Annotated in this window: 9 protein-coding genes; all 9 read right to left on the bottom strand. The window is 39.5% G+C overall.

Features of this window, described 5'->3' with window-relative positions; genetic code table 11:
• The coding region (locus GMD4S_RS06405) for a glycosyltransferase family 2 protein (protein WP_000626473.1) at positions 1–191 on the bottom strand (191 nt) is incomplete at its 3' end.
• Between the two features lie 34 nt (positions 192–225).
• Complete coding sequence (locus tag GMD4S_RS06400) at positions 226–1,224, bottom strand: Stealth CR1 domain-containing protein (RefSeq protein ID WP_001033091.1); 999 nt, start codon at positions 1,222–1,224, stop codon at positions 226–228.
• Positions 1,225–1,226: 2 nt separating this feature from the next.
• Positions 1,227–2,384: a glycosyltransferase family 4 protein gene (locus tag GMD4S_RS06395; protein WP_000822224.1), complete on the bottom strand. Its 1,158-nt coding sequence runs from the start codon at positions 2,382–2,384 to the stop codon at positions 1,227–1,229.
• A 3-nt stretch (positions 2,385–2,387) separates the two neighbouring features.
• On the bottom strand, positions 2,388–3,560 hold the full coding sequence (cps2T, locus tag GMD4S_RS06390) for a beta 1-4 rhamnosyltransferase Cps2T (RefSeq protein WP_000814503.1): 1,173 nt from the start codon (positions 3,558–3,560) through the stop codon (positions 2,388–2,390).
• A 30-nt stretch (positions 3,561–3,590) separates the two neighbouring features.
• Positions 3,591–4,958 carry a sugar transferase gene (locus GMD4S_RS06385; protein WP_000391463.1) on the bottom strand — a complete coding sequence of 456 codons (1,368 nt, stop codon included), beginning with the start codon at positions 4,956–4,958 and terminating at the stop codon, positions 3,591–3,593.
• 22 nt (positions 4,959–4,980) lie between these two features.
• Positions 4,981–5,664: a tyrosine-protein kinase gene (locus tag GMD4S_RS06380; protein WP_001142575.1), complete on the bottom strand. Its 684-nt coding sequence runs from the start codon at positions 5,662–5,664 to the stop codon at positions 4,981–4,983.
• 9 nt (positions 5,665–5,673) lie between these two features.
• Entirely contained in the window at positions 5,674–6,366 is a 693-nt protein-coding gene (gene cpsC, locus GMD4S_RS06375; RefSeq protein WP_000664123.1) for a capsular polysaccharide biosynthesis protein CpsC, read from the bottom strand.
• Positions 6,367–6,374: 8 nt separating this feature from the next.
• A complete protein-coding gene (gene cps4B / locus GMD4S_RS06370) occupies positions 6,375–7,106 on the bottom strand; it encodes a capsular polysaccharide biosynthesis protein Cps4B (RefSeq protein WP_000565332.1) in 732 nt (243 codons plus the stop codon).
• A 1-nt stretch (position 7,107) separates the two neighbouring features.
• On the bottom strand, positions 7,108–7,605 hold a 498-nt coding region (locus GMD4S_RS06365; protein ID WP_000310303.1), incomplete at its 5' end, for an LCP family protein.

Raw genomic sequence — 7,605 nt, 5'->3', positions numbered from 1 at the left:
TTGACCTTATGGTAGCTAGTCACCCAATCATATTGCTGGGCATACTGGTCACACAAGTGTCCTGAGCCATCACTCGAGCCGTCATCAATCAAGAGGACTTCCATATCCTTGTAAGTCTGATGTTCCAAACTCTCCATGGCATAATGAAGGTAGTCCTCCACATTATAAACAGGCACAATTACCGAAATCATATTTTCTTTTCTTTCTCTTACTTAGTTTTACAGTTTAAATCTCAAATGAACTTCTATCTGGAAGCAGTTGATCCATAGCCTTGATAAAGTCTGTCATCACCTGCTCCTCGTCTTGAATGTTAAATCCATCATTGATACACATAATTTGGTATTTGCCAGAATTTAGTATCTTCCAAAAATCTGGTCCGGCATTATCCAAAGAAAAGAGTCCTCCCAACTTAGGATTTCCGATAGCGTATTTACCACTGGCAATCTGCCAATACTTAAAGAGCCAAACATTGGTATCAGAAGGATTTCTAAAGCGACTAGCCGAGGTTCTTTCCAAGACAGCTTTTTCCTTTTCCCATACCAAGTTCATCGTTGATCTTAGTAGAGGATAGGGCAGATGACTCTCCCAGAAACCACAGATAAACTGACTATTTCTGTATAGTAGCGACTTAACGATACTTTTTAATCCCTGCTTTGGATCAAAGAATTGGCCATTCTTCAAAATTTCATTTCGACTGAAATAGCTAGTGACAATCTCCATGTCATTTATCTGAAAATTCCCCGTTCCATATCGCTCAGGAATAATCGGTGAAAGAGCCGTATTATATTTGGGTAAACCATCCTCTGAGAAAAAATCTGTCGGCTCAACTGGAGCTGTCAAATACATATCGTCATTAAAAAAAACAAAATGCTCTGAGAGACCAGGGATTCGATGGATGTTACTTTCGATAGGATTGGCAGAAAAAACTGGCAGGTAGTCATTACAGATAATCTCTGTATGATCTACCAACACCAATTTTTCACTATTTATATCTAACCAGCTTGGCTTTTGCTGGTCGGTCACGAGGTAGACCTTATTGACCCAAGGAGCAAATTTTTCAACTCCTCTAAACCAATATTTAAAGGTCCCCCATTCTCGGTAAGCCTTGACTGAATTCATACTCTGTTTAGAAGTATTAACCGAGCCATCATAGCTTGATTTTTTTTCTTGCCACACAGGATCATTCCCATCAACCCAAGTAACAACAAAATCTATTTTATTCATAACTAATCTTTTCTATCTGTTTTATACAACTCCGAAAAGTTCTTGATGTAACTCTCCAAAGAAAACAGCTCTTTTTGTCTCTGATATCCTACTCGCCCAAATTTTTCTCTTTTTTCAGAACTATCTAGTAAGAGAGAAATGGCATTAGAAAGTTCTTGAGGACGATTTGGTTTGACTAAGCAACCACTTTTGTCATCTACTACCATTTCAGCTATTCCCCCATTGTTATAACCAACAACTGGTTTTGAACAAGCCATGGCTTCTAGGACTACTGTAGGTAGGGAATCAGGTTTTATACTTGGTAAGACAAAGATATCAAACATATTATAAAGTTCAGAAGTCTTATCGTAGTAATCAATACGATGAATTTGTGACACAACAGATGAAGAAGCTATTCTCTTATCTAGTTCTTCTAAGCGCCATTCTTCACCAGGAAAAACACCTCCAGCTAGGAAAGCCACCGCTTGCTCATTCTTTTCCAAAAGTGGCTCGACTGCTTCTATGAAATCATTTTGTCCTTTGATAGCATTGACCCGACCAATCATGCCAATCACAAGTGCATCTTGCGCAATGTCAAATTTTTCACGAATAGAAGACGCATCCATTGGATAATAGACAGCATTATCGACACCGTTATAAATCACTTCCACTTGGCTATCTTTGATAAAGGGAGACTGCTTGATATGATTAGCGACCGCTTGGGACACCGTCACAATCTTGTCTGCATATCGTCCCATGAGCATATTGATAAAGTCAGAAATAGCTTTGGGTTTGACGATAATCTCATGAACATGCCAAATCAAAGGCAGCTTGAGCTTGCGTTTCAAATAGATGCCCTCCAAAACAGCCGCTGTATTATTGTGAACCATATCTATACTGTGTTCTCGAGCATAGAGGGCGATTTGCTTAGCATAGAAATTATAAGAGCGAATATAGTCGGCAATGCCTTTAGGATTAAAGTATTTTCTACGTAAAATCGGATAATCCAACACGCTGACCTTAGCTCCAACTTGGCGCAAAGCCTCGACTAAAACACCATCATTTGGCAGGATGACGTGAGCTTCAAATTCTTTGGAATCCAACCCTTTAATCAATTCCAGTAAAACCTTATCTGCTCCATACATTTCTGCACCAGCATGCAAGTATAAAATCCGTTTCATTCCCTATCCTTTAAACACTTCTTCATAATCTGACACAATCTTTTCCCATGTGAAAGCTGAGAGGATTCTTTGGCTTGACTTGAAATCCAAGTCAGTTATTGCTACCTGATCAAATCCTTCTACTTCCTCAATGACACGTGCCAACTCATCTTTTTTCCAATAAATGGCCCCATCTTCACCAACTTCACGGTTAAAACCAACATCTAGCAACAAATTTAGTTTTGTGGATGCTAAAGCTTCCAGTAGAGAAGGGTTGGTTCCTCCAACCTCATGCCCATGGAAATAGGCAAAGGCATTTTCACGGATGTACTTGAGCAACTCTTGGTCATAGACAGTACCGACAAATTTGACCCTAGGATCTTTGTCAAAACCAGTATCCCGTAACAACTGGTCGTAAAATTTATTCTGCTCCACATTTGTGATGAGAACAAAGTCCTTTTTGGACTTGGACTTGATAAATTCACGAATCATAGCTTCGTAGTTATTTTCAGGAACAAATCGTCCCACTACTAGATAATAGCCATTTTCGCTAACTCCTTTTTCCTGATACCAGTTCCGAACCTTGGTATCTTCTGACTTCAGGCTTGAAGGAACAGTATCCGTTCCATAGGCAATATAGGTGGTCTTTGGTTGATACTGCTTATAATCCTCTTGGATATATTGTTCGATATTTTTACTGTCACAGACCAGTAAATCTGCATGTTTGACCATGAGCTTCTCTGAAAATTTCCAGTACTTACGAACTGGCAGGCTCCACTTTGCTCGTAGCCATTCATGACCATCAGGATTCACCAGCAAAGAGCCACCAATCGCACAAATTTTTTTCTTAAGTCCAGAAATAAAAGGACCGATGCGACAAGCTAGAATGTAAAAAATGGGAGCCTCGTCCTTGTTTTCCTTAGCCAATTCAATAGCCTTGTTGACCGCTGCAATATCGTAAGCGATGGCGCGGGCCGGGCCGATATTGGGTACATCGATGTTGAAGCAAATGGCTCCATTGTGCTCAAACTGGTCTTCCGTAATGCCAGACTTAGCAGAATTTTCACGCATACAAGCAACATAGTATTGTATGTTGCTGTCTTTTTGATATTCGGTTAATTTTTCAACAAAGGTTTCAAATCCTCCATACTTAGCAGGAATCCCCTTTGAACCAATAATATAAACTGACTGTTTCATTTCTCTCCTAACAGGACTGAAGGGCAGAAATTACTTCGCCCCATCTCTCATAAATACAACTTTAACGGTCTTTAACAATATTTCAATATCTTTCCAAATAGTCCAATCATCAATATAGGCCACATCTAATTTGACAACTTCATTGAAATCCTTGATCTCACTTCGCCCGCTGACTTGCCACAAGCCTGTTATCCCAGGTTTAAAACTCAATCGACGTTTCTGTTCAGGAGTATATTTCTCATACTCATCAACTGTTGGGGGACGGGTCCCTACTAGACTCATATCTCCCATTAAAACATTCCAAAACTGTGGCAACTCATCTAGGCTGGTCTTACGAATAAAGCGACCAATGGGAGTGATACGAGGATCATCATCAACCTTAAACATACCACCTTGCATGGTATTTTGAGCTAAAAGTTCTTGTTTGCGCATTTCAGCATTCACACACATGGATCTAAATTTATAGAAAGTGAAATGTCGACCATTTTTTCCAATACGCGTTTGAGAAAAAATCGCTGGCCCACCATCTTGTCGAATCATTGGAACCAAAACAATGCTCACCAAACCACAAATAATCAATCCGACAATAGAACCGACAATATCAATGAAACGTTTAGCAATGACATGACTCGTCTTATAAAATTTTGTAGAAAACGTGATAACATTCAGCCCTGCCATCCCACGAATCTTTTTATCACTACCTAGATAGTTATTAAAAGCATTCAGGTTAACTGTCACGTCAATTCCCATTGTCTCAAAAAGTGAGATAAACTCCCCGATGTCATACTCTTCACTTGGTAGATTGATAAAAACCTCATCGACAACTTCATGAGTAGCAAAGTCTAAGATGTTCTCAGCAGGTACAACGGTTAAGGTTTGATGCTGGAAATCAGGCTGGTCTAAAACACTGACCGCCACCAAATTCCAAAAAATTTCTCCCGACTCTATCAGCCTATCGATGACTTTTTCAACCCTAGAGGTAGCTGTTATCAAGAATATCTTCTTACTCCCCTTGAGATTTGGAAAGATGCTTTTTCTATAGCGTTTAATGCATAGATTCAACAAATACAACAGAATAGAGTGTATTGTCAAAAAATAAATCATTCCTCGTCTAGAGATACTAAAACGATCTTCTAAGAAAAAATTCGAAATACTGATAGCTAAAGCAAAGAACACGATATACTTTGTCGTGTTGATAAACTCTGCTAAATAACCCCTTTTAAAAAAATCATGCCCATAATCACTGATATAAAACACAAAAAAATGAAGAATGAACAAGATAATAACCGAAGTATTTACAATCTCTGTTTCCTTAACAAAACTAAGTAAATAAGCTAATAAAATGACAAGAAAACTCTGGATTGCCGCCAAAGTAATCTTCAATCCCTTTTCTTCCATAATCTATTCCCTAAGCTAACTCTTACTTTTTTCCATAGGAGCCATAAGCCCCATATGATCCATACTTCTCAACTGAAGTATTGAGTTTATTAAGCACAATTCCTAAGAATGGTTTGCTTGTTTGTTCGAGTTGTTCTTTAGCTTTTTGGACATCACGACGATTTGTTTCACCAGCCGCAGTTACTAAAACAGAAGCGTCACACTGCTGCGTGATAATCGCCGCATCGATAACAACTCCAATCGGAGCAGTATCTACAACGATGTAGTCAAAGTACTTGCGTAAGGTGTCAATCATGGTCGCAAAATTTTCACTTTGTAGCAAGGCTGTTGGGTTGGGTGATATAGAACCCGCTTGAATAACAAACAAGTTTTCAACATTGGTATCACATAGGCCTTGTGATAGGTCTGTCGTCCCAGATAAGAACTCTGTTAGTCCAGTAATCTTCTCGCGTGATTTAAAAACACCTGACATGACAGAATTACGAATATCGGCATCGATTAACAGCGTCTTATAGCCCGCACGCGCGAAAGCCCAAGCAATATTTGTAGAAGTAGTTGACTTCCCTTCACCCGGTTTCACAGACGTGATCGAAATAACTTTCAAATTATTCCCACTCAACTGTATATTGGTACGAAGCGCATTATAATATTCTTCAGCTTTTCTTGCCAAATCTAATTTTTTTTGTACAATCTCTAATGTTGGCATCTCTCTCTCCTATTTCAATTTATCCAAATTTGGAACTACTCCCAATAGCGCAATTTGCATCACATCTTCGATATCTTCTGGACGTTTCACTCGTGTATCTAAGAGCTCAACTAGGAGAACCGTAACAACCATTACAACTGCGCCAGCAAGAAATCCAACCATGGTATTGCGACGGATATTTGGAGACGATGGGGATGTTGCAGGACGAGCTTCTTCAAGCGTTGTCACATCTGAAACTCGCGTGACACTGATGATTTTTTGGGCAGCAACCTCTCTCAAAGAGTTAGCGATGCGGCTCGCTTCTTCAGGAAAACGATCTGTCACAGAGATAGAAACAATACGCGTATCCACTGGAACTGTTACCTTAATTTTACTAGCTAGACCTTTTGGAGGGAGATCTAGTTTCAAATCAGTCGCAACTTTTTCTAAAACGTCTTGCGAGAGAATGATTTCACGATAGTCTTTTACCAAGTAAGATCCAGCTTGCAAGTCTTGGTTGGTCAAACCTGGCTTATCTCCCTGATTACGGTTGACCACATAAATTCGGGTCGTACTCGTAAACTCCGGCTTCACAATAAAACTACTGTAGGCAAATGCTACTGTCCCTGTCACGAATGCTACCAAAGCAATTAAAAATTTTCGTTTCCAAAGGATTTTAAGTAAGTGAAATACATCGATTTCCATCATATTTTGTTCTTTCATTTTTTCTCCTAAATCAATTGATCCATTATTATTTTTCGGGGATTATCCTTAAAAAGTTCCTTAGCCTTATCTTCACTGTATTTTTTGGCAATGATATCATAGGCTTCCTCCATATGAGGAGGTCTGTGATCCAAGTTGTGCATATCACTTGCGATCACGTGAACCAGATCTCGTTCCAAGAAATACTGAGCTCTCTTTTTCATGAATTTATAAGTTTCTCCGAAGAGTTTAGGTTTCAAGACATGAGAACTATTGACTTGAGTATAACATCCCATATCAATCAGCTCTCGCACGCGCTGCTCATTGTTTTCTAAAGCATCGTAACGTTCAATGTGGGCAATGATGGGTGTAATGCCTAACATTAGAATATTACTCAGCCCCTTATGCATATCCCGATAGGGTGTATTCATACTAAACTCAATCAAAGCATAGCGACTATCGTTGAGGGTCGGGATTAATTTCTTTTCTAACTTCTCAACAACATCTGGCGTATAGTAGATTTCTGCCCCATAGGCAATGATTAAGTTATCCGCAACTTCCTTAGCCATTTCTCGCACCTTTAGAAAGTTAGTCGCGATTTTTTCTTCAGGAGTTTCGAACATCCCTTTTCGTCTATGCGAAGTTGAAACGATTGTCCTCACTCCTTGACTGTAGGCCTCTCTAAGAAGTTTTTTACTTTCCTCTATCGACTTTGGACCATCGTCCACATCAAAAACGATGTGCGAATGAATATCGATCATGCTACTTGCCCTCCATCACATCATTGATAGCAGCTTTCGCAGCGGCCAAGCTACTTTCATCAATTTCCATCATGTAGAGGTTACTATCTGGCATAGCGTATGAAGGAAGATCCGTGCGTCCAGTTCCTTTCAAGTCTTGAGAGTTGACTTTGTAGTTCCCACCACTCTCCAATTGAGTATTAACCAGATCCATCATGGTTTCCAAAGGCATATTGGTCTGAAGAGAATCTTGTAATCCTTGAATAATATTGTCATAGTTCTTCAAAGCTTCAGTTGATGTTAATTTCTGAATCACAGCTACAATAACCTTTTGTTGGTTTCGACCACGGTCACGATCTCCATCTGCTAGAGAGTAGCGCTCACGGACAAAACCAAGAGCCTGCTCAGAGTCTAGATGGACATTTCCAACTGGGAAATGGAACTTCCCGTGTAAAGATGTGAAATCTTGGTCATTATAAACATCTACGCCACCTAAAAGGTCAATCAACTTCAAGAAAGA

It is taken from the genome of Streptococcus sp. GMD4S, from assembly GCF_000296955.1.
This window is presented reverse-complemented; position numbering and strand designations above follow the sequence as displayed.

Bases quoted from the DNA above. Each gene is read 5' to 3' on its own strand.
- GMD4S_RS06400 (WP_001033091.1), bottom strand. From the start codon at position 1,224: ATGAATAAAATAGATTTTGTTGTTACTTGGGTTGATGGGAATGATCCT.
- GMD4S_RS06395 (WP_000822224.1), bottom strand. From the start codon at position 2,384: ATGAAACGGATTTTATACTTGCATGCTGGTGCAGAAATGTATGGAGCA.
- cps2T (WP_000814503.1), bottom strand. From the start codon at position 3,560: ATGAAACAGTCAGTTTATATTATTGGTTCAAAGGGGATTCCTGCTAAG.
- GMD4S_RS06385 (WP_000391463.1), bottom strand. From the start codon at position 4,958: ATGGAAGAAAAGGGATTGAAGATTACTTTGGCGGCAATCCAGAGTTTT.
- GMD4S_RS06380 (WP_001142575.1), bottom strand. From the start codon at position 5,664: ATGCCAACATTAGAGATTGTACAAAAAAAATTAGATTTGGCAAGAAAA.
- cpsC (WP_000664123.1), bottom strand. From the start codon at position 6,366: ATGAAAGAACAAAATATGATGGAAATCGATGTATTTCACTTACTTAAA.
- cps4B (WP_000565332.1), bottom strand. From the start codon at position 7,106: ATGATCGATATTCATTCGCACATCGTTTTTGATGTGGACGATGGTCCA.